The organism is Bacillus mojavensis (assembly GCF_012648005.1).
GTDB classification, from domain to species: domain Bacteria; phylum Bacillota; class Bacilli; order Bacillales; family Bacillaceae; genus Bacillus; species Bacillus mojavensis.
In genome coordinates, this window is the sequence record NZ_CP051464.1 from 3,897,041 (window position 1) to 3,923,111 (window position 26,071).

The 26,071-nt window shown below is 44.1% G+C and carries 25 protein-coding genes and 3 pseudogenes; 13 read left to right on the forward strand and 15 right to left on the reverse strand.

The features are described from left to right. Window positions 1-6 precede the first annotated feature (6 nt). The 5 genes from iolE to iolA form a co-directional block, all read right to left on the reverse strand. Complete coding sequence (gene iolE, locus HC660_RS20215; protein WP_168749217.1) at window positions 7-903, reverse strand: myo-inosose-2 dehydratase; 897 nt, start codon at window positions 901-903, stop codon at window positions 7-9. Window positions 904-918: 15 nt separating this feature from the next. Then, window positions 919-2,832 (reverse strand): 3D-(3,5/4)-trihydroxycyclohexane-1,2-dione acylhydrolase (decyclizing), encoded by a 1,914-nt coding sequence (gene iolD, locus HC660_RS20220; protein ID WP_168749218.1) that lies wholly within the window; start codon window positions 2,830-2,832, stop codon window positions 919-921. Between the two features lie 32 nt (window positions 2,833-2,864). After that, window positions 2,865-3,842, reverse strand: a complete 978-nt coding sequence (iolC, locus tag HC660_RS20225) for a 5-dehydro-2-deoxygluconokinase (RefSeq protein ID WP_010332527.1) — start codon at window positions 3,840-3,842, stop codon at window positions 2,865-2,867. 23 nt (window positions 3,843-3,865) lie between these two features. Beyond that, window positions 3,866-4,681, reverse strand: coding sequence for a 5-deoxy-glucuronate isomerase (gene iolB, locus HC660_RS20230; RefSeq protein WP_168749219.1), 816 nt, complete (start codon window positions 4,679-4,681; stop codon window positions 3,866-3,868). A gap of 74 nt (window positions 4,682-4,755) precedes the next feature. Continuing rightward, window positions 4,756-6,219 carry a methylmalonate-semialdehyde dehydrogenase gene (gene iolA, locus HC660_RS20235; RefSeq protein ID WP_168749220.1) on the reverse strand — a complete coding sequence of 488 codons (1,464 nt, stop codon included), beginning with the start codon at window positions 6,217-6,219 and terminating at the stop codon, window positions 4,756-4,758. Window positions 6,220-6,628: 409 nt separating this feature from the next. On the opposite strand from iolA, the gene iolR reads away from it, so the two are divergent. From iolR to HC660_RS20260, 6 genes and pseudogenes are all read left to right on the forward strand, one after another. Continuing rightward, entirely contained in the window at window positions 6,629-7,384 is a 756-nt protein-coding gene (iolR, locus tag HC660_RS20240; RefSeq protein WP_010332530.1) for a myo-inositol utilization transcriptional regulator IolR, read from the forward strand. Between the two features lie 53 nt (window positions 7,385-7,437). Then, a complete protein-coding gene (locus HC660_RS20245) occupies window positions 7,438-8,370 on the forward strand; it encodes an aldo/keto reductase (protein WP_010332531.1) in 933 nt (310 codons plus the stop codon). A gap of 264 nt (window positions 8,371-8,634) precedes the next feature. After that, window positions 8,635-9,285 carry a hypothetical protein gene (locus HC660_RS20250; RefSeq protein WP_168749221.1) on the forward strand — a complete coding sequence of 217 codons (651 nt, stop codon included), beginning with the start codon at window positions 8,635-8,637 and terminating at the stop codon, window positions 9,283-9,285. Between the two features lie 3 nt (window positions 9,286-9,288). Next, complete coding sequence (locus HC660_RS20255; protein WP_095712624.1) at window positions 9,289-9,597, forward strand: DUF2653 family protein; 309 nt, start codon at window positions 9,289-9,291, stop codon at window positions 9,595-9,597. Between the two features lie 78 nt (window positions 9,598-9,675). Beyond that, a pseudogene (locus HC660_RS21185) lies at window positions 9,676-9,777 on the forward strand (HPP family protein); the annotation flags it as partial. 128 nt (window positions 9,778-9,905) lie between these two features. Further along, complete coding sequence (locus HC660_RS20260) at window positions 9,906-11,291, forward strand: sugar porter family MFS transporter (RefSeq protein WP_168749222.1); 1,386 nt, start codon at window positions 9,906-9,908, stop codon at window positions 11,289-11,291. Window positions 11,292-11,335: 44 nt separating this feature from the next. Here HC660_RS20260 and htpG read toward each other — a convergent pair whose 3' ends face one another. Together htpG and HC660_RS20270 are read right to left on the reverse strand one after the other, a co-directional pair. After that, the gene (gene htpG / locus HC660_RS20265) at window positions 11,336-13,216 is read right to left on the reverse strand and encodes a molecular chaperone HtpG (RefSeq protein ID WP_168749224.1); all 1,881 of its coding nucleotides are present in this window, start codon (window positions 13,214-13,216) and stop codon (window positions 11,336-11,338) included. A gap of 189 nt (window positions 13,217-13,405) precedes the next feature. Then, entirely contained in the window at window positions 13,406-13,657 is a 252-nt protein-coding gene (locus tag HC660_RS20270) for a hypothetical protein (protein WP_168749226.1), read from the reverse strand. 116 nt (window positions 13,658-13,773) lie between these two features. Between HC660_RS20270 and HC660_RS20275 the strand changes: the two genes are divergently transcribed. Beyond that, window positions 13,774-14,595, forward strand: a complete 822-nt coding sequence (locus tag HC660_RS20275) for an SDR family oxidoreductase (protein WP_168749227.1) — start codon at window positions 13,774-13,776, stop codon at window positions 14,593-14,595. Between the two features lie 33 nt (window positions 14,596-14,628). Here the strand turns inward: HC660_RS20275 and HC660_RS20280 are convergent, their stop codons facing one another. Continuing rightward, a complete protein-coding gene (locus HC660_RS20280; protein ID WP_168749229.1) occupies window positions 14,629-15,789 on the reverse strand; it encodes a TetR/AcrR family transcriptional regulator in 1,161 nt (386 codons plus the stop codon). Between the two features lie 141 nt (window positions 15,790-15,930). On the opposite strand from HC660_RS20280, the gene HC660_RS20285 reads away from it, so the two are divergent. Then, window positions 15,931-17,268 (forward strand): aldehyde dehydrogenase family protein, encoded by a 1,338-nt coding sequence (locus HC660_RS20285; RefSeq protein ID WP_168749231.1) that lies wholly within the window; start codon window positions 15,931-15,933, stop codon window positions 17,266-17,268. 119 nt (window positions 17,269-17,387) lie between these two features. Here the strand turns inward: HC660_RS20285 and HC660_RS20290 are convergent, their stop codons facing one another. Then, entirely contained in the window at window positions 17,388-17,813 is a 426-nt protein-coding gene (locus tag HC660_RS20290) for a DUF5391 family protein (protein WP_168749233.1), read from the reverse strand. A 212-nt stretch (window positions 17,814-18,025) separates the two neighbouring features. After that, window positions 18,026-18,199, reverse strand: coding sequence for a MerR family DNA-binding transcriptional regulator (locus HC660_RS21190; protein ID WP_244956476.1), 174 nt, complete (start codon window positions 18,197-18,199; stop codon window positions 18,026-18,028). Between the two features lie 157 nt (window positions 18,200-18,356). Between HC660_RS21190 and HC660_RS20300 the strand changes: the two genes are divergently transcribed. Then, the gene (locus tag HC660_RS20300; RefSeq protein ID WP_168749235.1) at window positions 18,357-18,812 is read left to right on the forward strand and encodes an RDD family protein; all 456 of its coding nucleotides are present in this window, start codon (window positions 18,357-18,359) and stop codon (window positions 18,810-18,812) included. 52 nt (window positions 18,813-18,864) lie between these two features. Here HC660_RS20300 and HC660_RS20305 read toward each other — a convergent pair whose 3' ends face one another. The 3 genes from HC660_RS20305 to yxaF all read right to left on the reverse strand — a co-directional run bounded on the left by HC660_RS20305 (window position 18,865) and on the right by yxaF (window position 21,894). Beyond that, complete coding sequence (locus HC660_RS20305) at window positions 18,865-20,067, reverse strand: DUF418 domain-containing protein (RefSeq protein ID WP_168749237.1); 1,203 nt, start codon at window positions 20,065-20,067, stop codon at window positions 18,865-18,867. 148 nt (window positions 20,068-20,215) lie between these two features. Next, on the reverse strand, window positions 20,216-21,229 hold the full coding sequence (locus HC660_RS20310) for a quercetin 2,3-dioxygenase (protein ID WP_168749238.1): 1,014 nt from the start codon (window positions 21,227-21,229) through the stop codon (window positions 20,216-20,218). An 89-nt stretch (window positions 21,230-21,318) separates the two neighbouring features. Further along, a complete protein-coding gene (gene yxaF, locus HC660_RS20315; protein ID WP_168749239.1) occupies window positions 21,319-21,894 on the reverse strand; it encodes a transcriptional regulator YxaF in 576 nt (191 codons plus the stop codon). 131 nt (window positions 21,895-22,025) lie between these two features. Here yxaF and HC660_RS20320 point away from each other — a divergent pair, with 131 nt between their 5' ends. Beyond that, complete coding sequence (locus HC660_RS20320) at window positions 22,026-23,096, forward strand: SDR family oxidoreductase (protein WP_168749240.1); 1,071 nt, start codon at window positions 22,026-22,028, stop codon at window positions 23,094-23,096. A gap of 66 nt (window positions 23,097-23,162) precedes the next feature. Here the strand turns inward: HC660_RS20320 and HC660_RS20325 are convergent. Further along, window positions 23,163-23,411: pseudogene (locus HC660_RS20325) on the reverse strand (MarR family winged helix-turn-helix transcriptional regulator); the annotation flags it as partial. Here HC660_RS20325 and HC660_RS21420 point away from each other — a divergent pair. Further along, window positions 23,390-23,506: pseudogene (locus HC660_RS21420) on the forward strand (LrgB family protein); the annotation flags it as partial. The pseudogenes HC660_RS20325 and HC660_RS21420 sit on opposite strands and share 22 nt — an antisense overlap. Window positions 23,507-23,584: 78 nt before the next feature. On the opposite strand, the gene HC660_RS20330 reads toward HC660_RS21420, so the two are convergent. Then, a complete protein-coding gene (locus HC660_RS20330; RefSeq protein ID WP_010332558.1) occupies window positions 23,585-24,103 on the reverse strand; it encodes a DUF1433 domain-containing protein in 519 nt (172 codons plus the stop codon). 60 nt (window positions 24,104-24,163) lie between these two features. Here HC660_RS20330 and HC660_RS20335 point away from each other — a divergent pair, with 60 nt between their 5' ends. After that, entirely contained in the window at window positions 24,164-25,624 is a 1,461-nt protein-coding gene (locus HC660_RS20335; RefSeq protein WP_168749241.1) for a lipase, read from the forward strand. A 14-nt stretch (window positions 25,625-25,638) separates the two neighbouring features. Continuing rightward, the gene (locus tag HC660_RS20340) at window positions 25,639-26,049 is read left to right on the forward strand and encodes a hypothetical protein (RefSeq protein WP_168749242.1); all 411 of its coding nucleotides are present in this window, start codon (window positions 25,639-25,641) and stop codon (window positions 26,047-26,049) included. The last annotated feature ends 22 nt before the right edge of the window (window positions 26,050-26,071 follow it).

Sequence of the window (26,071 nt, forward strand, 5' to 3'; positions counted from 1 at the left end):
CTCTAGTTATTTCGCCACACCCAACAATTGCTTATCAATGTAGTTTCTGGCGATCAATGCGTACTCCAGCGGGTTTGCGATATCGGGATCCTGTTCAGCCTCAACAACAATCCACCCGGAATAATTGTGCTTTAACAGCAGCTGATACACTTCTTTAAAATCAATGCATCCGTCACCGGGAACCGTAAACATGCCTTGTAAAAACGATTGCTGAAACGATTTCCCTTCGAGTTTGCATTGTTCCATGACATTCAGACGGGCGTCCTTAAAATGCACGTGTTTAATGCGATCAATATGCTTTTCCAGCATGCCCATGTAATTGCCGTCAGAAATATATGAATGGCCTGTATCATAGAGGAGATGCACATGTGCATGGTCTGTTCCCTCCATCAGGCGGTCCACTTCTTCCGCTGTTTGGACACCAGTACCGAGGTGGTGATGATATACCAGCTTTAAGCCATGCTGAGCGGCAATTTTCCCAAGATGATTTAATCCTTCACAAAGCCGTTGCCATTCCTCATCAGTAAAATGCGGCTTCTCTGTAAACACGTTTTTCTCAAGGCTTTGCACGCTGTAGGTTTGTTCAGAGACAACTGCGACATCCGCATTCACTTGCTGCAAATACTCACAATGCAGGGTAAAAGCCTTCGCGGTTTCACCGAGTCCGTCACGCAAAATGAAGCTGCTGAACCATTTTCCGGCAATGCGCAAATTGCGAAGCTTAAGCTCTTTATTGAGGATGGCAGGCTCGGGGAAAAAGCCCCCGACTTCCGTCCCTTGAAAACGTGCGACGACAATATCACTTAACAAATGCTGAAGTGTATTTCCCGCTCCAATTTCAGGCATATCATCATTCCGCCACCCAATGGGAGCGATCCCCCACAGGATTTCATGTTTGCCCATCATGTTGCCTCCCCTCTAATACTGCTTAGCAGATTCGAGCATTTTCTCTTTTGCTTCGTATGCTTTTTGAACGCTTTCTTGTTCAGATACTTCAGCTACTCCGACATGCCACCAGCTGTCATAGCCGTCCGTCATTGTTTTTGGCAGCACTTTCATTTCAATCAACGTTGAAACGTCTTGTTTCTTCGCATCCTCTAACGCCGCTTTTAACTCTTCCACTGTGTTAGCACGGTACGTTTTCGCACCGTAACCCTCAGCGACTTTCGCGTAATCGACATTCAAGATTTGGTTATCATCTGTGCGGAACTCACAATAGTAGCTGCCGCTCCCGTGGTCCATTTGCAGGTTATTGATACATCCAAAACCAGAGTTGTCAAAAAGCAGCACATTGATTTTCTTGTTGTACTGAATCGCCGTAATCAGCTCGGAGTGAAGCATCAGGAAGCTGCCGTCCCCGACAATGGAATACACTTCTCTATCAGGGTGGGCTAATTTAAGCCCCAGTGTCCCGGACACTTCATAGCCCATGCAGGAGTATCCGTACTCCAGGTGATACGTATTTGGAACATTAGAATGCCACAGACGCTGCAAATCTCCAGGAAGAGAGCCTGCCGAACAGATAATCACGCTGTCTTCAGGAATGGTCTCGTTGATCGTCAGCAATGCTGTTGTTTGCGGAAGCTCCGTATTCAACGCGTCAGCATATTCATTTAGAACCTCTTGAGAGAAATGATGTTTGATTTCCGGATCAAATGCTTCCCGTTTAAACGTCACTTTGCTGAGGCGTTCACGTTCAGCGAGCCATTCGTCCTTCAGCTCCTTGATTGTTGAACCGAATTCACTCTTATAGCCTTCAAGCAAGCCGTGCAGTTTGCCAAGCGTCACTTTCGCATCCGCTACTACTTGGAACGCATCGAGTTTATACGCCTGCATTCGGCTGACATTGATGTTCAGAAACTTCGCTTTATCAAAATCAAAAGCGGTCTTAGAAGATGTCGCAAAATCTGTATATCTTGTGCCGATACCGATAATCAAATCAGCTTGGCGGGCCGCTTTATTTGCCGCAAGTGTACCTGTGATGCCCATTCCGCCGAGGTTATTCGGAAAATCAGCTTCAACTGTCGATTTTCCTGCCTGCGTTTCAACTAACGGAATGGCATACGCTTCAGAAATGGCAACCAATTCATCGCGCGCACCGGAGTATTTTGCGCCTCCGCCGACGAGGATCACAGGATTTTTGCTGGCTTTAATCAGCTCCGCCGCACCTTGAAGCTCACGCTCGCTCGGCTGCATGCGATCAATATAGTGAACCCGTTTGACGAAGAAACTCTCATCGAAATCGTACGCTTCACCTTCGACATCCTGAGAAATGCAAATGGTCGCCGGGCCTGCTTTGGCCGGATCAGTCATGACTTCAAAAGCGCGAAGCAAGCTGCTCATCAGCTGCTCAGGGCGTGTAACGCGATCCCAGTATCTCGATACAGGTTTCAATGCATCGTTTGTCGTAACCGCCGCACTGTATTCTTGCTCCATTTGCTGCAGTACAGGATCTGGCTGTCTTGTCGCAAATGTATCTGCCGGAATCAAGAGAACAGGAATGTTGTTTGCCAATGCAGTGCCGGCTGCCGCCACTAAGTTGGCCGCTCCCGGTCCGACAGATGTTGAGACCGCATAAATTTTTCTTCTCAGCATTTGCTTGCTGTACGCCATTGCGGCATGCGCCATTCCTTGTTCATTTTTCCCTTGGTATACTTTTAAATGGCCTGCATCCTGCTCAAGCGCCTGCCCAATCCCTAATACATTTCCATGGCCAAAAATCGTGAAAATCCCTTCAACAAAAGGCTCTTCTTTTCCATCAACATGGATGTACTGCTGGTTTAAGAATTTAATCAGTGCTTGTGCTGTTGTTAAGCGAATTTTCTTACCCACAAACGATCCCACCTTTACTCGATCTTTTTCAATTATGACTGTGCTTCAATAAGCTGTACGATTTCTTCCGCTGTCGGCATGGCTTCCGATGAGCTGTGCTTGCTGACAACAATGGAGGCTGACGCGCTGCCGTATTTCAATGCGGTTTCAATGTCTTTTCCGCTGACAAGCCCGTAGATAAAGGCCGAAGCATACGAATCACCGGCCCCAAAGGTTTTCAGCACGTTTGTTTTGTACGCTTGGGCGCGGAAGACTTCGCCCGATTTGCTGTATGCGTAAGAGCCTTCTACGCCGTGCTTGATGACGACGAGATCGGCTGAATGCTCAAATAAAGAATTGACAGACTCTTCATTGCTGCCGCCTGTGCGGTTTTCCATGACATCGAATTCATCCCGTGTTCCGATGACGATATCGGACTGCTCAGCGACCAAAGAATAGTAAACGGCTGTTTCATCCGCTGACTGCCAAGTGTATGGACGATAATCCAGTTCGAATACGACTTTTACCTGATGCTTTTTTGCATATTGAATGGCTTTTATCACCGCTTCCCGAGACGGGCTTTTGGCGAGCGCTGTACCGGAAACGAGCAGCATTTTCGCATTGGCGATATAGTCCTCGCTTACCTCCGATGGCTCAAGATAAAGATCCGCTACGTCATCACGGTACATTAAGATGCTGCATTCTTCCGGACTCAGAATCTCAGTAAAAGCAAGACCAGCTTTATGCCCTTCCTTATCAACGATCATTTGCGTTGTGTCTACGCCGGTGTTTCTCATATAGGACTCTATGAACCTTCCATGCTGGTCATCTGGAATTTTGCCGATAAAGCCCGCTTTTAAGCCGAGCTTTGAGCTGCCAATCGCGATATTCGCAGGCGAACCGCCGACGTATTTCGAAAATGTCATTGTTTCTTCCATTGGACGATTGTATTCAACCGCGTTCAGATCAATACACGCCCGACCGATGGCAACAATATCAAAGTCCTTCTCTTCATTGAATGTATACTTCATCGTAAACAGCCACTCCTCACTTGTTAGCGTTCTAAAATCCACTCATGAGCCGGATCATTATGAAACTTCCACTTTCGCGTCGGCCCTGCCATGACATTTAAATAGTAGGAAGTATATCCGTCCGGCACACCAACCGGATGATATCCCGCAGGAACAATGACAACGTTTTCATTTTCTACAGTCATTGTCTCGTCAATGGAGCGGTCGTCAGTGTATACGCGCTGAAATACAAAGCCTTGGCCCGGATCTAATTCATGGTAGTAGGTTTCTTCCAAGAAGGATTCCTCAGGCAGGTTGTCTTGATCGTGTTTATGAGGCGGGTAGCTGGACCAGTTTCCGCTGTCTGTATACACTTCAACCACTAAAAGGCTGTTAGCTGAAGGGTCTGAATCCGGAAGAATGTTGTGAACGGTCCGTTTGTTCGAAAACTTTCCGCGATGTTCAATCCCGTTGTCTTCCGCCTTGATCAGCTTTGTCGGAAGCTGTTTCTCTGATGGCGAATAGCAAAGCGCCACTCTCGCATCACTCACTGCCGTAATCTCAAAGGCACGGTCATTGGAGATATAGACGCTGTCTGTCGGTTTTCTCTCAAATACGCTTTCACGCGTACCGATATGTTCAAACGTAGATTCATGATCCGTCACTGTGATTTTTCCCGTCACTGCCACAATGCAGATTTCTTGTTTTCTCAATTCATCTGCATAGCTTGCACCGGATGTAAGATCTAACACTTTAAACTCTACATAGGTAAGATCTGAGTTTGATTTCGTTACGTCATGCACAAGGTTGACGCCTTTTGATACTTCATTCGACTGCGGCTTACGCAACAAATGACTCATGGTTAAGCCCTCCTCTTTCTATGGTAAGAATGAGTCCGAACAGCGCAGAGACACGCCGTTCGGCTGTTCGTCGTTTAGTTGAAATCAGGTGCCGGGTATCTTGCCGTCACCACTTTTTTACGCGTGTAGAAGTCAACGCTGTCTTTACCGTTCGCATGCAGCGTTCCAAAGAATGAAGATTTCCAGCCTGAGAATGGGAAGAACGCCATCGGTGCCGGCACACCCAGGTTGATGCCGAGCATTCCCGCATCAATGTTTTCACGGAAGTAGCGGATGGCATTTGAGTTCGATGTGAACAAGCAGGCGCCGTTCGCAAACTCAGACTTGTTGGCAATCTCAATGGCTTCTTTCAGGTTTTTCACGCGGATGACGGATAAGACCGGAGCGAAAATTTCATCTTTCCAGATCGTCATCTCTGTCGTGACGTTATCGAAGATTGTCGGACCAACAAAGTAGCCGTCGTCAGATACGTTTTCACGTCCGTCACAAACGAGTCTCGCGCCTTCTTCCAGCCCTTTTTCAATATAGCTGAGCGTGCGTTTCTTGTTGTCCTCGCGAATAACCGGTCCTAAAAACACGCCGTCATCAAGGCCGTTTCCGATTTTAATCTCAGCCACTTTTTCCTGCAGCTTCGCCATGAATTCATCAGCGATACCTTCTTCAACTGTCACAACCGCACAAGCCATGCAGCGTTCTCCAGCTGAACCGAAGGCTGCTCCGATGATGTTTGTGACCGTGTCTTCGAGATTCGCATCATTCAGGACAATCGTGTGGTTTTTCGCGCCTGTCAGAGATTGAACACGTTTTAAGTTTTCGCTACCTTTTTTGTAGACGTATTCGCCAACAGGCTTAGAGCCAACAAATGAAATCGCTTTAATTTCAGGATGCTCCAGAATGCCGTTTACCACATCATGTGCACCATATACGACGTTGAAAACACCTTTAGGAAGACCCGCTTTTTCGAAGAGCTCAACCAATTTCTCCGTTAACAGCGGCGTACGCTCAGACGGTTTTAAAATAAATGTGTTGCCGAGTGCAATGGCCATTGGGAACATCCAGCAAGGAACCATCATCGGGAAGTTAAATGGTGCGATTCCGCCGACAACTCCAATTGGGTAGCGATAGTTGGCCGCTTCAACATCCGTCGCAATAGATGCAAGTGAGTCTCCCATCATCAGAGAAGGCGCGCCTGCCGCGAACTCAACGTTTTCAATCCCTCGTCCCACTTCTCCCAGAGCTTCTTTTGTGTTTTTGCCGTTTTCGATGGTGATTAGATGAGCAAGTTCTTCTTTATGCTGAGACAGCAGCTGCTGGAAGTTAAATAGAATTCTCGCACGGCGCGGAACCGCCACTTTCGACCATGTTTTAAATGCCTCAGCCGCTGTTTGAGTCGCGTAATCAATGTCTTCTTTTGTAGAAATCGGCACTTGGCACAGCACTTCTTTCGTTGCCGGATTGATAACGTCTTCATATTGATCTGTTTTGCTTTCAACCCATTCACCGTTGATATAGTTTTTTAATCTTCTGATTTCTGCCATTCTTATTGCCTCCTTCATTAGTAAACACATACACTTGTATGGATGGTTCAGGATAGATTCATATGATAAGAATTAAACGCTTTCAAAAAAACCAAAAAAAATCAATGGTTAGATACATGTGTTATGCAAGCAACCATCTCATCACTGAAATCACATATGTCAGGTTACTTCTTGGTCATTTCTTGGTTATATTCTAATCGTATAATACCCATAAGTCAATCATAAACACTAAATTTTCTCATTATTTTTATTATACTAATCTTTCAACAATGGAAGAGATCGCCTGGAAGTTCGGTGAGTCTTGAAAAAAAATTATACCAATGTTATCATTTTTTAAGCAACTATTGATTAACTTTTGATTTTTATTATATATTTACATTACTTTAAGATTCAAGAAGGAGTTTTTTGTATGAAACTGATGCGGATACAGGAAATGGAGGAGTACATTTTATCGCATGGCACTGTTTCCTTAGATGAGCTGTGCCAGGTTTTCAATGTCTCGAAAAACACAGTCAGACGCGATATCAACAAGCTAACGGAAAAGGGTGCCATCGAAAAAGTATACGGCGGCGTAACATCAATTGAGAAAACCGCATTGGTTCCTTTTGAGAATCGCACCATCCAGCACCAAGATGAGAAAACAAAAATTGCCCATTACGCCTCCCGTTTTATTGAAGACCATGACTTAATCTTCATTGACTCAGGAACAACGACCAAATCGATTCTCGATACACTTGATCCGAACAAAAATGTCACCATTTTAACCAACAGTTTGGATATTATCAATGCGGCGGCGGCTTTGAAACATATCAACTTAATCATCATCGGAAACAACTATAAAAGAAAAACACGCTCCTTTGTCGGCATGGATGATCCCGGTACCTTGGAGAAGTACAATATCAACAAAGCCTTTATGTCCGCAACCGGAACAACACTGACACATGGATTGACCAATTCGGATCTGCTCGAGTACGACATTAAAAAGAGGATTTCTGAAAAAGCGAAAGAAGTGTATTTATTGGCCGATCATTCTAAATTCGGAAAATCAACGCTGCTGACCTATGCGCCCTTTGACAGGCTGCATTGTATTGTGACATCTCAGCCGTTAGATGACGAGTACACGCAGTACTGCCATGAGCACCAAATCGGCATTCATCTAGCTTAACGTTTACAATAGTATTGAGAGTCTTTCATCAATTTTATTTCAGGAGGTAGATCATGAAAAAAGCAACGCTCGGAAAATCAGACCTGCAGGTATTCCCTATCGGATTAGGAACAAATGCTGTAGGAGGACATAACCTCTACCCGAATCTGAATGAAGAAACCGGAAAAGAATTGGTTCGCGAGGCCATTCGCAATGGCGTGACCATGTTAGATACCGCTTACATTTATGGGATCGGCCGTTCCGAAGAATTAATTGGTGAGGTGCTGCGCGAATTCAACCGCGAAGATGTCGTCATCGCCACGAAAGCCGCACACCGAAAAGAAGGAAATGACTTTGTCTTTGATAATTCACCAGCATTTCTTAAAAAATCGGTTGATGAAAGCCTGAAGCGTTTGAAAACTGATTATATCGATCTGTTCTACATTCACTTCCCGGATGAACATACGCCGAAGGATGAAGCGGTTAACGCACTGAATGAAATGAAGCAAGCCGGAAAAATCCGTTCCATCGGTGTATCCAATTTCTCTTTAGAGCAATTGAAAGAAGCAAACAGAGACGGATTAGTAGATGTATTGCAAGGCGAATACAACCTGTTAAACCGTGAAGCGGAAAACACATTCTTCCCGTATACGAAGGAGCATAATATTTCATTTATTCCTTACTTCCCGCTCGTGTCTGGATTATTGGCAGGAAAGTATACAGAAGATACAACGTTCCCTGAAGGAGACCTGCGAAACGAACAGGAGCACTTCAAGGGTGAGCGTTTCAAAGAAAATATCAGAAAGGTCAACAAGCTTGCGCCAATTGCTGAAAAGCACAACGTGGACATCCCTCACATCGTATTGGCTTGGTATTTGGCAAGACCGGAAATCGATATTTTAATCCCTGGCGCAAAACGTGCCGATCAGCTGCTTGATAACATCAAAACAGCTGACGTGACGCTTTCTCAAGAGGATATTTCATTTATTGATCAGCTGTTCGCATAAGAAAAAACAGCCTTCTCCATTGGGAAGGCTGTTTTTATTTGCCCATAAATTGGTTTGATTTTGATGTAAAACTTACAAAAAGAGCCATGAATCCGATAAAATAAAGGGAGTTTATCTCAGAAAGAAAGTGATTGAAATAGCTAAATATGATATGAAAGATTGATATGACGCTAGAATAAGCTCATCTGTCTGACCCCCTCTTTCACTTTTGCTGATGATTCAAACCAGAAATAACGGGCCGTTGCAGCCTATGGAGGAAACAGAATGAAACTGAAATATGTAAAAGCCTTAGTTGCAGTAACCGTTGCTTTAGGTGTACTGCTGCCATCAACCATTTCTCATGCAAAAAGTTTTAGTGGCCGCTCATCATCCAGTCACAGCAGCCGAAGTTCAAGCTCGTCATACAGCGGAAGCTATAAATCCAGCCCGAAATCCAGCTACAGTTCAGGATCAAGCTCTTCAAGCAAAAACTCCAAAACGTCTGATGATTCATCATCATCGATTTCGCTGAAAAAGAAATCTTCCGATAAGACAAGCTCATCAAGCTCTAAAACATCGTCAGGCACGTTTTCCGGTGCCACATCAAAAGTAAGCGGAAAGACATACAGCGGAAAAACATCTAAAGCTTATGTTGGCGGACGTTATGTTTCAGTGAATCATTATTACAATGCAGGATTCTCGCCATCAGGATGGTTTGGCTATTATAGCGGATTCACAACGAGCATGTTCATGATCAGCATGATGCACCCTTGGGGTTACACCTATCATCCAGTCGGGGGCCCAGGCTATGTTTCTTATGGCCCTTCGCCTATTGCCTGGATCGTTGATGTCATCGCTTTGATCATTATTTTAATCATTGTCATTGCAATCATTCGCGCATTTAAAACACCGAAGACATACAGAAGGAGCTTTTAGGTAATGAAATTAGTATTAAACGAGCAAGAAATTGTAGACGGGATTTGTGTGTATATTTCTAATGAAGAAGAGATTTACCCTGAAGACGTTGAAGTAAAAGAGCTGTCTTACAACAAGCGTACAGGATTTTTCGCTGAAGCCAAATATGGCCTGCATCACAAGCAGCTTGAGTCGGATGACATTTCAGAAGGCATTATTCAGTTCTTAGAGGAGTACCATAACTTCAATCCAGACGTTACCGTCGTTGAATTGCAGTTTGATAAGAAAAAAGGATTCTCCGCCTTGGTTTTCGTCAACGAGGGAGAAGCATAAAAATGTCCTAATTAAAACCTTACTCCGGGCGAGTAAGGTTTTTTTATGTTTTTTCCTCCCGTCCATGAAATGCTGTAATTACTGTTTCCTGTTTTCATTGGATCTGCCATCATTGTGATCCTCGCTATCGTGATCAATAACTTGCGTAAAAACCGCCAATATCCCTCGTTTTGGCTTTGAATTTCCTTTTGTGAAATCAAGATTTTTTCAAACAAATGTTTCAAATCGATTAGGAAAAGGGTACTACTCTATTAACTTTGTTAAATATAGTACATACTCATTGGCTCAAAGACTGAGGAGGAACATTTGTGAAGATAAATATAAGGAAATATTTGATCTACTTTTTCGGCGCTTTAGGGGGGCTGCTTTACGGTTACGATACGGGCGTCATCTCGGGCGCGCTGCTATTTATCAACAATGATATCCCTTTAACAACACTGACAGAAGGATTGGTTGTCAGCATGCTGCTACTCGGCGCGATTTTTGGTTCCGCATTCAGCGGGACGTGCTCCGATCGCTGGGGCAGGAGAAAAGTCGTATTTGTCCTTTCCATCATTTTTATCATTGGGGCGCTCGCTTGTGCGTTTTCTCAAACCGTCACCATGCTAATAATGTCTCGGGTCATTCTCGGTTTAGCCGTAGGCGGTTCAACGGCGCTGGTGCCTGTCTACCTTTCAGAAATGGCGCCGACAAAAATCCGCGGAACACTCGGCACGATGAACAACCTAATGATTGTCACCGGTATTTTACTTGCATATATCGTAAACTTTCTATTCACACCGTTTGAAGCGTGGCGCTGGATGGTGGGGCTGGCTGCGGTTCCTGCCGTGCTTTTATTAATCGGGATCGCGTTTATGCCGGAATCGCCAAGATGGCTCGTGAAGCGCGGACGTGAAGATGAAGCAAAACGAATCATGAAAATCACTCATGATCCAAAAGATATTGAAATAGAATTGGCGGAGATGAAGCAAGGGGAAGCTGAGAAAAAAGAAACAACACTCGGCGTGTTAAAAGCCAAATGGATTCGTCCCATGCTTTTAATTGGGGTCGGTCTTGCTATATTCCAGCAGGCTGTCGGCATTAACACGGTGATATACTATGCGCCAACCATTTTTACAAAGGCTGGCCTTGGTACGTCAGCTTCTGCACTCGGCACAATGGGAATCGGTGTCCTCAACGTCATCATGTGTATCACCGCCATGATCTTAATTGACCGTGTCGGCCGCAAAAAGCTTCTGATCTGGGGAAGTGTCGGCATTACGCTGAGCTTGGCCGCACTATCGGCTGTGCTCCTGATGCTGGGGCTCTCTACATCAACAGCTTGGCTCACCGTCGTATTTCTCGGAGTTTATATCGTATTCTACCAGGCGACATGGGGGCCGGTGGTTTGGGTGCTCATGCCTGAGCTCTTCCCGTCCAAAGCACGCGGAGCAGCGACAGGGTTCACCACTTTGGTGCTATCCGCAGCCAACCTGATCGTGTCGCTCGTCTTCCCGCTCATGCTCAGCGTAATGGGCATCGCATGGGTCTTTATGATTTTCTCAGTCATTTGTCTTCTCTCATTTTTCTTCGCCCTTTACATGGTTCCTGAAACCAAAGGGAAAAGCTTGGAAGAAATTGAAGCAAGCTTGAAACAACGTTTTAAAAGAAAGAACAACAGACAAAGCCGTGTACTCAATGAACGGACGTCATAAATAAAAAAAGGAATCGTCTCATTTGGACGATTCCTTTTTTATTCTTACACCATTACTTTGCACATATTGTTCGTAAATTCCACAGGGTCCTGAATTGGCAGACCTTCGATCAGAAGCGCCTGATTGTACAGGAGATATGTGTACAGGCTTAGTTTCTCTTTATCTTGTTCGAAAGCGTTCTGCAGCGTCTTGAATACCTCGTGATTCGGGTTGATTTCCAGCACTTTGTCCGCTTTTACATTTTGGCTTTCCGGCATCGCATTTAAGATTTTTTCCATCTCGATTGTCACTTCACCGTCAGCTGCAAGGCAGACCGGATGAGATTTGAGGCGTTTCGATACTCTGACGTTTTTCACTTTGCCGGACAGAATATTTTTCATTTCCTCAAACAGATCCTTGTACTTGCTTTCCTCCTCTTCAGACTGCTTTTGATCCTCATCTGAATCGATGCCAAGGTCGCCGCTTGATACAGATTTAAACTCTTTTTCTTGATATGAAGCGAGCATCTTGATCGCAAATTCATCAATATCCTCTGTAAAGTAAAGAATTTCATAGCCTTTGTCCGCTACCATTTCCGTTTGCGGCAGTTTTTCAATCCGATCGTATGAATCACCGGTCGCGTAGTAAATATATTTCTGCTCTTCAGGCATTCTGGATACATACTCGTCTAGGCTGACCAGTTTTTTCTCTTTGGAAGAGAAGAATAATAAGAGATCCTTCAATTGATCTTTATTCGCGCCAAAATCATTGTACACGCCGAACTTCAGCTGTCTGCCGAATGATTTGTAGAAGGTCTCATATTTTTCTCTGTCTTTTTTCAGCAGGCTCTGCAGCTCGCTTTTGATCTTTTTGCTGATGTTTTTCGCAATCAGCTTCAGCTGGCGGTCATGCTGCAGCATTTCTCTGGAAATGTTCAGCGACAGATCCTCAGAATCGACCATACCCTTTACAAAGCTGAAGTGGTCCGGCAGCAGATCCGCGCATTTGTTCATAATCAGCACGCCGTTGGAATACAGCTCCAAGCCTTTCTCATATTCCTTAGAGTAATAGTCAAACGGCATGTTTTCAGGAATAAATAGAATCGCGTTGTAACGAACGGCACCATCCACACTGATATGAACATGTGTGAGCGGTTTATCAAATCCGTAATGCTTTTCAGAATAGAACGTTTCATAGTCCTCATCTGTCAGCTCGCTCTTGTTTTTTCTCCAGATCGGCACCATGCTGTTGACCGTCTGTTCTTCCTGCACCTCTTCAAATTCATTCTCGCTGCCTTCCTTCGGCTTGTTAACTGTTGTATCCATTTTGATCGGGTAGCGAATGAAGTCGGAGTACTTTTTGATGATCGCTTTTAAACGATATTCTTCTAAAAATTCATCATAGCTCTCATCTTCCGTGTTCTCTTTGATCTTCAGAATAATGTCTGTGCCGACAGAATCCTTTTCACACGGCTCAATTGTGTAGCCGTCCGCGCCTGCAGACTCCCATTTATACGCTTCTTCACTGCCGAGCGCCTTACTGATAACGGTCACCACGTCGGCAACCATAAACGCCGCATAAAATCCGACACCGAATTGCCCGATGATGTCATGGCCGTCCTTCAGTTCGTTTTCTTTTTTAAACGCAAGAGAGCCGCTTTTGGCGATCGTACCGAGGTGCTGTTCAAGCTCGTCCTTTGTCATTCCGATCCCTGTATCCGTGATTGTCAGCGTTCTCGCACCTTTGTCAGCCGCAACTTTTATGTAGTAATTGTCTTTATCGAAGGTTAGCGCATCATCAGTCAGCGCTTTGTAATAGATTTTGTCAATCGCGTCACTCGCATTGGAAATTAACTCGCGCAGAAAAATTTCTTTTTGGGTGTAAATGGAATTAATCATCATATCCAGCAGTCGTTTGGACTCTGCTTTAAACTCTTTTTTGGCCATTCCGCTCGCTCCTTTTTCATGCTTTGTGATGTTATGTAAACTCTTTTCAGCATCTATTTATCACAAATGATGACTTCTGTCAATATGGTTTTCATCAAAGAACGATAGATGCATATATATGTCAATTTAACATTAGTTGGGTGAGTTTTCACTATTTTTTCTAGACAATCGGATAAGAAAAAGAGAGGATCAGCCTCTCTTTTGTCCTGCATCATTCCAACGGCCAAACTCCCGCTTCATCCAAATATGCACCGGATAGAAAAACAAACAGAACGGTATCAGAAACAATAGATTATGCCATGACGCATTCAGAAGTGCGCTAGCTGTAACCGGAAACGTAATCTCTTGCAATAAAAAAGAGATGACAGTCAGCACAGCAAACGCAGCCGGAATCGTGACAAGACAATAAAATTTGAGTTCCTTCTTATGCTGTATCTTCAAAACACATAAAACCTCCCACAATTTCTCATTCATCTTACCATATGCAGGTATTACTTTTTTCACATGTTTATCACTGCACACAGCGGGAAGACAAATAAAAAAGGAGGATTCTTGTTATGGGACGATTAGAAAACAAAACAGCTGTGATCACAGGCGCCGCGACAGGCATTGGGCAAGCGACGGCAGAGGTTTTTGCCAATGAAGGCGCGCGTGTGATTGTCGGCGACATTAATGAAGATCAAATGAAAGAGACAGTCGAAACGATCAGACAAAACGGAGGACAGGCTGAAGCTTTTCATCTTGATGTGTCAGATGAAGAAAATGTGAAACAATTTGCTGATCAACTCAAAGACGCGTACGGCACAATTGATATTCTCTTTAACAACGCCGGCGTCGATCAGGAAGGCGGAAAAGTGCACGAATATCCAGTAGATCTGTTTGACCGCATTATCGCAGTCGATCTGCGCGGCACGTTCCTTTGCAGCAAATACCTGATTCCGCTTATGCTAGAAAAAGGAGGCTCCATCATCAACACCTCCTCCATGTCAGGCAGGGCTGCGGACCTTGACCGCTCCGGCTATAACGCCGCAAAAGGCGGTATCACAAACCTGACAAGAGCGATGGCAATTGATTACGCAAGAAACGGCATCCGCGTCAATTCCATCTCACCGGGTACGATTGAAACGCCGCTGATTGACAAATTAGCTGGCACCAAGGAACAGGAAATGGGCGAGAAATTCCGCGAAGCCAACAAATGGATCACGCCGCTCGGCCGACTCGGCAAACCGAAGGAAATGGCGACGGTGGCGCTGTTCCTCGCATCTGACGACAGTTCATACGTCACAGGCGAAGACATCACCGCAGACGGCGGCATCATGGCGTATACATGGCCTGGGAAGATGCTGATTGATGAGAAATGGAAGGAAGAGACGAAATAAGAGAGGGGATTCAGCCCCTCTCTTTTTTGTTTTTCAAAGCAATACAATCTTATACTTCTTCACATCCAAAAACTGCAAAAACTCCCTGGCCAGCACCCTCGGATCGTGCGCCTTTCCCTCATCCAGCCGATACAACATCAAACCGATAATCATAGCGGAAACATAATAAGCATAAAGTTTCTTTCCCGCGCGGATATCAAGCTGCTGATGCAGGTAAAAAGATTCCAGCGCTTTGAACATGCTGGGTATCACATGAGGAATTCCCCATTCAGGATTGAGAAACCGGACAATAGGCGAGCGCTCCGATAACGCAGAAAGCAGGCTGGCAAGCGCCGTCTCAGCTTCCGCTAAAGAAAGCTCATCCGGACTGGCACTCACCGTCAGCCGGTCAATCATATCTGCACACGATTGATGAATCATCGCTTGTACCAGCTCATCTTTATTGGCATAGTGATCATAAAAGGTCGCCCTGCGAATGTTGCTTTTTCTGGTAATATCCGAAATCGTCACCGCCGCATAGTCTTTTTTCTCCGCCAATACGTCCAGCAACGCCTCCTGCAGCGCCTGTCTCGTGCGGACAACACGACGGTCAATTTGCTTGTTCTCCTCCGGCCCCGCTTCAACAGCCTGTCCAAACAGCCAATAAAACCGTTTCTGAGAAACAAGTTCCCATACCTTGTGGCTGATGGCTTCTGGAGACGCAGACGCATCCTCATTCAGCCAGTACAAAATAATCGCATACGTATACAAAGCCCTGTAATGTCCGTAAATCTCCTGCTCCATGGGCGTCAAATTGACATGAATCGGAGACAGCATGACATCCTGCTGAAACACATCTTTAAAAAATCGGTGGAAATTTTGATACGGTACGTTGTCTCTAACCATCATTGCTGAGAAGAAAGATTGATGCTGATGAACAAAAGACAATGTCGGATGCACGGTTTGCCGCTTTTGGCTGAGATGAAGTGTATCCATATGCTTGAACGCTTCATAGAGCGCTTCGCTCAATCCTTCCTGCATGTCACCCATCAAATCCTCAATGATGGAAAACTTATCCTCGTAATAAAGATAGAGTGTCCCGCGGCTCACTTGTGCGTGTTCAGCAATTTCTTTCATTGTAATCTGTCGAATATCCCTTTTTTCTAATAAATCCAGAAGCGCCTGTTTGATTTGAGCCTCAGCAGATTCCGGCAAAAGAGTCACCTCCAAACTTAGACAGATGTTCGATATATGTACGGTAACGTATAGATGATTCTCCGTTGTCTTTCTTATAGAAAAGATACCACTTTATAATAGTTCCGAGATAAGCAGAAAGCAAATGAGGGGGATTTTACAATGGAACAGCAAGTAAAAGACGACATTCAGCGCGTCTTCCAGCTTCAGAAAAAACAGCAAAAAGTGCTGCGTGCTTCAACAGCGGAACAGCGCAAAGAAAAGCTTCAGCGCTTTTTGGATTCCGTCATCGCACATGAAGAGGAAATCATTGAAGCGATCCGCAAAGACGTGCGGAAGCCGTATCACGAGGTCAAAAAAGCAGAAATCGAAGGTACAAAAAAAGCGATCAGAGATAATATGAACAACCTGGAAACATGGATGACACCCAAAGAAGTCGGTTCATCCTTAAGCTCTGATGCCAACGGAATCCTCATGTACGAGCCTAAAGGCGTTACGCTTATACTCGGTCCGTGGAACTACCCGTTTATGCTGACGATGGCGCCGCTTGCCGCTTCTATCGCAGCAGGAAACAGTGCCATTGTGAAGCTGTCAGACTTTACGATGAACACGAGCAACATTGCCGCAAAAGTCATCCGAGATGCTTTCGACGAAAAAGAAGTTGCCATTTTTGAAGGAGAGGTTGAAGTGGCCACTGAGCTTCTTGATCAGCCGTTCGACCACATTTTCTTCACCGGAAGCACAAATGTGGGAAAAATCGTCATGACAGCAGCCGCCAAGCACTTGGCATCTGTCACGCTTGAGCTTGGCGGCAAGAGTCCGACCATCATCGACAGTGAATACGACTTAATGGACGCAGCGAAAAAAATTGCTGTTGGCAAGTTCGTAAATGCCGGTCAAACCTGCATCGCGCCGGATTATGTCTTCATTAAAAAAGACGTGCAGGACAAGTTCGCGGGCATTTTACAAACCATCGTCAACGCAGGATTTATGGAAGATGATTACACGCCGGATCGAAACAAATTTACGCAAATTGTCAATGACCGCAACTTTAACCGCGTCAAAGCTTTATACGACGATGCCATCGAGAAAGGCGCGGAAGTTGTGTTCGGCGGCGTATTTGATGCAAGCGACCGTACGATCTCGCCAACCGTTTTGAAAAACGTTACGCCAGATATGAAGATCATGCAGGAAGAAATCTTTGCACCGATCCTGCCGATGATGAACTATGAAGACATCGATGAAGTCATTGATTACGTAAATGACCGCGATAAACCGCTCGCGCTTTATGTATTCAGCCACAACCAAGACCTGATCGACAATGTCCTTCAGCACACCACATCAGGAAATGCAGCCATCAATGATGTCGTCGTTCATTTCAGTGACGTCAACCTGCCATTCGGCGGCGTGAATACAAGCGGAATCGGCTCTTACCATGGGGTATACGGATTTAAAGAGTTCTCCCATGAAAAAGGTGTGTTTATTCAAGCAGCTAAATAAACATGGTTCAGAGAATCTGCATCCCTTGCAGATTCTCTTTTTCTATCATCCCCAGTTCAGTCATTTTCAGTGAATAAATGTAGTTCACAGAAAAATCATGCATCAGCGAAAATAGAAAACTATGTAAAATCCCTTGTGACAGGTTTCTTTGACGAAGAACGAAAAGCGGCAAAAAACCAAATGATGTTTACAGCCGCTGAAGCGAGACAGAGCACCGTCACAGTGATTACATCAGAAAGCGGATGGTCACTGAATATACTGACCATCAGCACAATGGCGGCAGTAGATAAGTGAATCAGCAAACCCATGCCGCAAAGCGCCGCCATCACAAATTTCATCGCATCCACACCCAGCATGTAAATGAGGATGGGAATGAGATAGAAAACAAGTATCATACCAATTGCCGACCACATACCGATAGAGTTGAACTGATTGGCTGAGGACCCCGTGTCTGCCAGCGGAGAAAGTGAAGCCGCAGCAATCATAGCGCAAAAAAGGAATGCAGAAATCACAGTCAAGATCACCACGCGATTTTTTCTGGACATGATCAATTGACACCTCCTAAAATAGAAATATTAACCTTTATTATCATAAAGGAAAAACTAATAGAAATCGATGGTGTTTCTACCTTAATTTCAGTGTTGTGTTCTATGCCAAAACCTGGTGTAAATACCCAGTATGCGAGGGTCCAAACCCTTCCTCGCTCTCCAGATTCGCTTCAATTAGCTCCCATACCTGCTTGCAGCTCGTGCTCATATCATCCAACCCGTCTGTCGATCAACAGCAGACGTTTCTTGTCGTCCTCACTAAACACCCGATGACCGTTCGCCTTTCGTTTAACCGGCGGAAGCAAGCCGATTTTCTCATCATAACGAACTTCATCCTCAGTCATTTGGCACTGCTTTATGGCTTCTAATAATGTATAAGACATGCTTTTTAATGATCTCTGGTATATTTATATAGTAGAAAAGAAAGGATAAAAGACTCATTTTTCAGTAATATCAGGATTTTATCACCATATCATATTGCAAAAGCTTTTTTTACAAAGTATACTGTTCCAGATTAATTCAAAGGAGAGAGAAATATACATGGAAAAACCGGCAGGATTTTGGATTCGTGTTTTAGCTTATTTGATTGATGGCATTATTGTATCTGTTCCTAGCTATATTATTCTATTTATTATCAATTCGGTATTTATCGCTGGATCCATCGCAACAGACCCATACATGACAAAAGACGAATATATGATGAAATACTTAACGCTTGCCTTTTTGCCAACCATGCTGATTATGATTGTCATCAGTGTGTTATATTACGGGCTGCTTACAGCTTCTAAAATGCAAGGCACGCTCGGCAAGAAAATTCTCGGGCTGAAAGTAGTCAATGAACAAGGCGGACGCGTGTCTATCGGGCAGGCAATCGGCCGTTACTTTGCGTACATATTATCTGGAATTATCTTTTATATCGGTTTTATCATGGTGGCATTCGGAGAGAAAAAGGGCCTGCATGACATCATTTGCCGCACACGGGTTGTATATAAATAATTGAAAACCTGAAAAAGTCTAGACTCCAATATGAGTCTAGACTTTTATTTATCTATGATTTCTTCAAGATCGGCTGCCATTTCATATACGTAAGGCTCCTCCAAAGCCACTCAAACGGCCCCATTCGAAATGCCCGAAGCCACAGGTGGCTGAAAATCATTTGAAGGGCACATACCGCGATCGTGATCAGCACGCCCGCAGCCGGATACACTTTGCCGTATAACCCCAACCCGTAATGATAGAAAATCAACGTACAAATGATTGATTGCATGAGATAGTTGGTAAATGCCATTCTCCCGACTGCGGAAAAGTATTGCAGCGGCTTAGCCAGTCTTGTCTTATGATATAGATACACAATCGTTGTGACGTAGAAAAACATAAGAAAAGGCGCTCCAACCAGCAAACATACTTCTATTTCGGTCACACTGTACAATATATGAGCGCTGATGCCAATGACCAGCCCAGACAGCCATACTCTTTTTAACGCTTTGCGGTGCTTTTCCGGCTGATGCAGCAATCTTGCTTTTGCCGCCGCGGCGCCCAGCAAAAACATACTGAAATATGGGATGGAGGCAAAAAAGAAATTCAGCGGATTATAGGTCAGCATGCCATTCATTGACATATATACGAGACGGTCGTGGATTCGCTGTTCCGCAATGTCTTTCAGGCTGCCGTTTCCGTAAGCATGCAGCGCCTGCTTCGCCTGCTGAATGGCCGCCTGTGCCCATTCTTGACCGTTCGCTTGATGAAAGCTTGCCAAAATAAACGGGAGCGAAAACAGGAGATACAAAGAGACTGCCCATATCAACAGTGTTTTCGGCTTTGCTTTTCTGAACAAAAGGAAAACCAAGCCAAGCAGGGCATATTCCGTTAAGATATCCCCGTCCCATATCAAAAAAGCATGAATGGTACCAAAGATGAAGAGTGCCAATAATCTTCTGATATAAAGCGAGACAAAACGTTTTCCTTTGCTTAACGCTCTCTCCATCATCACCACCATGCCAAACCCAAATAAAAATGAAAACAGTAAAATACATTTGGTTTGAATCAAAAATTTCAATATGTCTGCTACAGCAAAGTCGGCACCAGACCACTTTTCCGTGAAAAAATTATCCTTTCCAAGCATAGACAAATACATATCCGGATAACTGAAGTGCGCCAAATTCACAAATAGAATGCCGAAAATGGCAATTCCTCTTAACACGTCAAGCACACCAATCCGCTCATTTGTCAGAGTCGGCTGTAATGAAGCCATATGAATCACGCTCCTTTATTTCTATACCTCAAGCGTATGAAAAATAGAAGCGAAGAAACATCGATTTAGATGGCAACACAAAGGAAAAACCTTACAATCCTGTCACCTTCACAATAAAAAGCCAGGCTTCACAGGAAGCCCGGAGATATTATGGTTTCATGACCTTTAAATCTAATGTGTCGATATTCTGCAAGACACGGTCGAATCGCAAAGCTTGAGGTTCACTCGGGAAGATATGCCCCTCATACGGATCTCCTAACGTGCGGAAAAACGGCTCGAATAAGCCCGGAACCAATACCCCCACCATTTTTGTATAGTGAGAATCCAAGCGATAGGAGTGTACAGTGTTGGCAGGAACATGCAGAAAATCTCCTGGATTAAGCTGAATTTCTTCACCATCGGCCCACATCGTCATTTGCCCTTCAAGGCAATAGAATGTTTCTGTATGATGCTCATGGTAATGATCAACGATGCGATCGCCTTTAGGACCTTCAGATGATACAACGATAAATTGCCCGTCTGTATTCTTTTGCGCAGCCACTATCCGGTGTAGCTGATCGCCCGTCAACAAACGGTCTCCTTCTCCAGACTCAAGCACATATGGAACAACGCCATCCGGAAGTTCTGTATTCTCCACAAGTTTTGGAGCACCGGCAGGGTTTTCATCCTCCGCAAACATAATGTCCGCCACCTCAATCGCTTTTGCAAAACGCTCTTTTGATACCTCTTCGCTTGCGTGCGGCGGATGTTCAGCATGATCATACGGCGTTCCAAGCACGGAATACATATGTGCGACATTCCCTTTCATTGTGTAAGACACCAGCCGTGTTCTATGGCTCTGCATCCGGTAGCTGTGCGGCGTTCCGGCCGGAATGTTCGCATAATCACCAGCTACTAAAAGATAATGTTCACCATCAAGTGTCAGTTCAAGCTTACCGTCCAGAACAAGAAGCCCTTCATGCGTATTTTTGTGAATATGAAGCGGAAAGGCATCCCCTTTTCCCCCAGAAAGCAGCACGATCTCGAACAAATCTCCCGTGCTCTTTCCGTTTGCCATCACTGTCGCAACCTGTCTGCCGAACAAATAGCGCTCTCCCTCTCCGCTGCGGAGCAAGTAAGGCACTTTTTCTTTGGGCAGTGAATGTTTACTTAACGTTTTCATGTTGTTTCCTCCAATTTAGACCAGTCTATATACTTCAGGTTTCCGACTAGACCGTTCTATATAATTGTAGGGGAAAGGATAACAAATTGCTACCCTTTTTTTCTCACCAATACTGGAATTTGTTCGGCAATGAGAAGAAGGGGCGTTTTGTCTTTATTCGTTAACGAAAGCATAATACCGCCTTCAATCATCGAATTGATCAGCATCCCAAGCTGATTTGCTTCTTCTTCTGCAAATCCGTTTTCCATTAATTTTCTGGCGAAAACCGCTTCCCAGCTTTTAAACACCTTCATGCAAACCGTGCGCAGCGGCTCGCTGATTAACGCCGTTTCACTCGCCAGCAAGCCGACTGGAATCCCTTGAATGCTTTCCGTATTGTCAAACTGGCTGGCGGTTTTTTTGATAAAATGCTGAATCGCTTCTGTTGGATCAGAGGATTCATCCATACTTTGCTGTATCACATGTTCAACGATCTTTCCTGTATATGAAACCGCTTCAATTGCTAATTCTTCTTTGCCATTCGGAAAAAAGTGATAAAGCGATCCCTTAGGAGCACCGCTTTCTTTCACAATCTGGTTTAAGCCCGTCGCGTGATATCCTTGCAGCTGGAACAGACGTGATGCTGTGTGAAGGATTTTTTCACGTGAATCTCCTCTGCTAGTCATTGAAACATTCCCTCCTAGGTATGGTAGAGCGACTTATATAATATAAAAAAGAACCATGGGATTGTCAAAAAGGGGTAGTGGCCTCCCGGTTGGGGTAAATGTAGACAAACATGTCTAGGAGGGGATTCTCGATGCCAAATGATGATACGGTCACCAATACTGAACAGCTTGAAAAACAGCAAAACCCGAAAACGAAGCTCAAACTGAAAAAAGTAAAGGATCAAGTCATCGTCATTACCGGTGCTACAAGCGGAATCGGCCTCGTCACCGCGAGAATGGCAGCCGAAAAAGGAGCAAAAGTCGTCGCAGCAGCCCGAAATGAAGAGGCCCTTCAGGAGCTCGTTGACGAAGTAAAGAAAAAAGGGCACGAAGCCATCTATGTAAAAGCAGATGTGGGAAAAGAAGAAGACGTCAACCGCATCGCAGAAACCGCGATCAGCACATTCGGCCATTTTGACACATGGGTTAACAACGCTGCTGTTTCGGTTTTCGGACACGCCATGGATGTGACCACCGAAGACATGAAGCGCGTGTTTGACACCAATTTCTGGGGTCCGGTCTATGGAACAAGGGCAGCCGTCAAACACTTTACAAGCAGAGGAGGTCCGGGTGCTCTCATCAATGTAGGAAGCCTATTCGGCGACAGAGGAACCGTCATTCAATCCACCTACGCGTCTGCGAAATTCGCGCTTCACGGATGGACAGAAAGCATTCGAATGGAGCTTGAAAAAGAACAGGCACCCGTCTCGGTCACACTCATCCATCCAGGCAGAATCGACACACCCTACAACGAACACGCCAGAAGCTACCTGGACAAACAGCCGGCTCATTACCGCTCTATGATCTATCCGCCGGAAGCTGCAGCCGAAGCCATCCTGTTTGCCGCTGAACATCCGAAACGCGACATGTACATCGGCTCGCAGGCAAAATCCATCGCCATGCTGGGTACACTCTTCCCCCGGCTGACCGACAGGCTGATGGAAAAAATCATGTACTACAGCCAGCATGCGGAAAGACCGTCCAAACCGCGTGAAGAAAGCGCGCTTTACCATGCGGGCTACGGCATGCATGACAGGGGGAGAAATAAAGGGTGGCTTCGGTCAAGAAGCTATTATGTAAAGGCCACAAAGCGCCCGGCGGTAACTGCGGCTGCGGCTGTCGGGCTTGCTTGTGTCTGGGCTGCCGTTAAACGCACCAAATAAGAGCTTCCCATTTGATTGCACACCATAAAAACCCATGCAGATTTAATATGCATGGGTTTTTTGATGTTAATCGACAAAGGCCTTGTTCATACGCTGCAGAAGTTCGCCAAACATCTCTTTTTCATGTATTGACCACTCTTTCAGCATCTGTTCATAACGTTCTAGGCGCATCTGGTGATCTGCCTTTAATGCTTGTTTGCCGAGTTTTGTAATAGTAAACAGACTGACTCTTCTATCGGAAGGATCGGTAAAACGATAGATGAGCTCCTTGGCTTCTAAAGCTGCAGCTTGTCTCAAAAGCATTTGAATATGGAGAACTAGCCGTATCCATGAGTTCTGTCTCCATGACACTCTATGCGGTTCTCGGCTCATTTTTCGGACCGCTTGTCATCTGGCTGTTTCATATTTAATAAAGAAAGACTGCCCCGGAGGAGGGCAGTCTTTTTTGGGATACGAATCGGCGAAAGTAAACAGGCATTTTGGCCTGTTTATTTTAGTTCTCCGATATCTCTTAAATATTGTTCACGCTCTTTTTTATCGGGGTAAGCGGTTTTGATGTATTCTTCTTTTTCTTTCTTGGTGTATTCGCTCCAATCTGTAAAACGATTACCTACATCCTCAGGGTAACTCATTCCGTCCACTTTATTGGAATCATAAATTAAATCTGCTGAGAAGTAAAACTTATCTGGATTGTCATTTATATATCCATTTACTATTATTCTTCCCATTGGGTTTATTTCAACTTTATCCTCGAAAGTAATTTTTTTAATAAAATTATGAATATCTTCCTCCTTTAGATGTTCTTTAATTTTTGGTTTCATCTTTTCTACATATTCTTCTGCTTTTTCTTTATCGCTTTTTTCTTCTTTTTTCACTGTCTGTTTACCTCCAGTCTCTTCTGTTGTTCGATCTGATATATTCATTTTTTTTACTATTCCGTAAGAAATACCTAATACAACAATCAATACGATCGTACCTATTATAAGTATTTTTTTTACAAATGACATGGTATTTCATCCTTTTTTAATTTATTATACAATATATACAAGTTTTTGGAGAGTGAAGTTATGTCTAGAAAAAAGAATTCACTTACAGACGAAGATTATAATAAAGCATCAAGTGCTGCATATAATCTTAGAAACTATCGTATTGGTACTAACATTGAGATAAGTAATGGACAAAAGTTATATGTAGTTGATCATAAAAAAACGAAAAAAGGGCTTGATGCCCTTACTTTAGTATCCGAAAAAGATTACAAAATTTCCAACCATGGAAAAGACAAAGAAAAAATCCAAAACGCCATCATCGCATACCGTGGATCAGAACCCATCAGCCCCGGCCAATTCCAAGATACAATAAAACAATATCGTGATGAGCGGGAACAGCTTATTAAAGAAGTAGAGAAAAAGGGAATCAACATTCCTGAAGATGAAGATGGTTCCTTTTATGATTCAGCAAAAGGGCTTCGTGAATATTCAAATGAGATTTTGCAGGATTGGCTTCACATGGATACTAGTTATCTAGTTGGCAAAAAGCCGTTTGATGATGGAACAGATAATCAGGCCATTCAGGCAGATCAATATGCAAAAACAATACATCAAAATTTTAAAAATGCTGACATTCAAGTAACGGGTCACTCATTAGGCGGTTCTAATGCAGGCTATGTCGTAGTGATGAATGACTTTATAGAACGCGGTGTCACTTTCGAGAATCCTAACATATATGAAAACCTGCCTGAGGATGTAAAAGCCCGAGCGTTAAAGGGAGAGTTTCGCAGCCGTTTAACAGAATATATTAATTTAAATGATGGATTATCCTTGCTGAATCGGGATGCTGCTGAAGTAGGCAAAGTAAAAGTGATGTATGACGAAGCTTTGCCGAATGGTGTACAGAATAATAGCCTCCCTGATGAAGTGAAAATGCTGGGCCTTGGACTTAAACATTATGGCAATCAATCTCTTGATATTACACTATTTGCTGAAGCCTTGATGGGAAGTCACGGCTTGGATCGATACAACTTCCATTCAGATGGCTCTGTCCAAACTGTGGATGACGTTTTAAAGAACAACCCTGACTTTGCATTAGCGATGCTTGAGCAAATGAAATCAACGAATGTGAAGGCCAATACAGGTGTTTCGATTCTGATCAAATCACATGTATTAATGAATACAAGTACTCAGTTAAAGCATGTTGCCGAAACGGAATGGTCAAAAATGATACGCCAGATTGAAAGAATCGATGACAAAGTAAAGGATTCAATTGAGGATGTCAGGAATATGCATGCACGAATGGTTGGTTTTGGCGCCTATGATGAATTATCAGTTTCCGATGTCGATGATCTGATCAATAAGATCAAAATGAACAAACCGCACCACCTTTTTTACTCAAAAGAAAAATATGATCAGGCAGTAGATGCAGCGCTCAATCTGCAACACTTTCTACAGATGATTGCAGATGATCTCGGACATATGGGACATGCGTATCATGATGCAGATCTGGCAGCGGCCAGTCGAATGGGGATTTCATAAGGAGAGAAAGATACATGGATTTTATGAATAAGAAACCAACAGACGCTGACCGTTTTATGCAAAGAATGACGAGTCAGCATTCAAGCACTTCGATTTTTTCAAATGCTGGTATAAATACCTCTGAAATGACACCTGAACAATTGGCTGCATTCAAAGAGAGGAAGAGACAAGAACAAAAATTGGCGTTAATGAATTCAATCAAAAAACAATTAAGCTATGCATTCCAGGAAGACCGTAAGAATTTGTCTTCGATCCTTGAAAACATTACAGATGCCGAGCAGGCTATAAAGACAAAACGAGAAATCCTCAACCATCATATGTCTGGAAAAGCAATAGATAGTGTCACTGATAAAATGAAAGATTACCTTTCATTTGATAAAGTTCATTCTGATGTTTCGAGTGTAATCAATTCCATTGGCTTATAAGGTAGAGAGTCCATATAGCTTA